The sequence below is a fragment of the Aeromonas aquatilis genome, assembly GCF_054052405.1.
The window spans coordinates 1-1094 of record NZ_JBSTYP010000146.1 but is presented as its reverse complement, the minus strand read 5'-3'; the positions used below and the strand labels follow the sequence as shown (position 1 = coordinate 1094).

Below are 1094 nucleotides of genomic sequence, written 5' to 3'. Positions count from 1 at the left end.
AATGTCAGCCCGGCGGAGTTTAACAAGAGGTATTGGAGAACTGCTCAGGCTGCTTGATCCGGGACTGTCCGATCTTGTCAGGACACCTCAAGTTCCAACGCTTCCATGAAGTCCAACAACCTGGTGTCGTCAGTTGTCGCTGCCATCTGCTGAACTTGGCCACGAAGTTTGTCCATTGCGGCAGAAAACCTTGGGTTGGCACTTTCCGCGAGGGTTCTCTCCGAGGATTTGCTCAGTAGCTCAACACAAAGATGCCGTCCCTGGGGAGTCAAGCCAACGTAGACGCTGATTGATGCACCATTCGTCTCCAAATGAAAATATCTGACATGGGAGTCATAATCATGGAGGCGAGCATGAAAAAAACCGTTGCAGCTCTTTTCATTGATGTACCGCCTACGATTTTGTGGCCAAGTTGACCAATTGGCTTTGCTCTTGACAAGATTACAGTCGAAGCATGCTACTGCAAGATTACGGTATGTAAAGGTGTACTGCCCGTAGGTGTTCTTGGGCAGGATATGCTCAATGGGCCGCGCATAAGCAATCCCAACAAGGCGACGTCGACAGTAACAACAGCGTTCAGCTTGCAGAGCAGCAAGGTGGGATCGAAGTGCTGATATGATCTTCATACCTGAACCATCTTTTTGGCCCTCCACCGTAAATGTAGCAGCACGTATGGCAGACCAGGGGTTGGCTCTGCTTGATGCAAGTTTTCGCCATTCACGATAGAAAGCTCTAGCCTCGACCGAGGTCAATACGTTCTTCCCGAAATCTTTCTCTGCGGTCACTAGTTGATTCACGATCTGGCCTCCTCAGACTTATCGGAGCTAGTCAGTTCCTCTATCGCGAGAGTAGCTCTTCGAATGAGATCAAGGTGCCGCGCAGGTACCTCGGAGCCAAGCGCAGGGACAGCTCTAGTAACCTTCTCCTCCATCTGTTGCAATTCATCAAAGACGCTCTGCAACATTTCAGTTTGCTCCGTGTTGGCAAACTCGATAGCCCGCGAAACTGAGGTGTCCTGACAAGATCGGACAGTCCCGGATCAAGCAGCCTGAGCAGTTCTCCAATACCTCTTGTTAAACTCCGCCGGGCTGACA

1 protein-coding gene is annotated in these 1094 nt (G+C 50.7%); it reads right to left on the bottom strand.

From position 1 onward, the window contains the following. Positions 1 to 77: 77 nt before the first annotated feature. Positions 78 to 797, bottom strand: coding sequence for an HNH endonuclease (locus ACW5W8_RS23710; RefSeq protein WP_498630867.1), 720 nt, complete (start codon positions 795 to 797; stop codon positions 78 to 80). Positions 798 to 1094 lie beyond the last annotated feature (297 nt).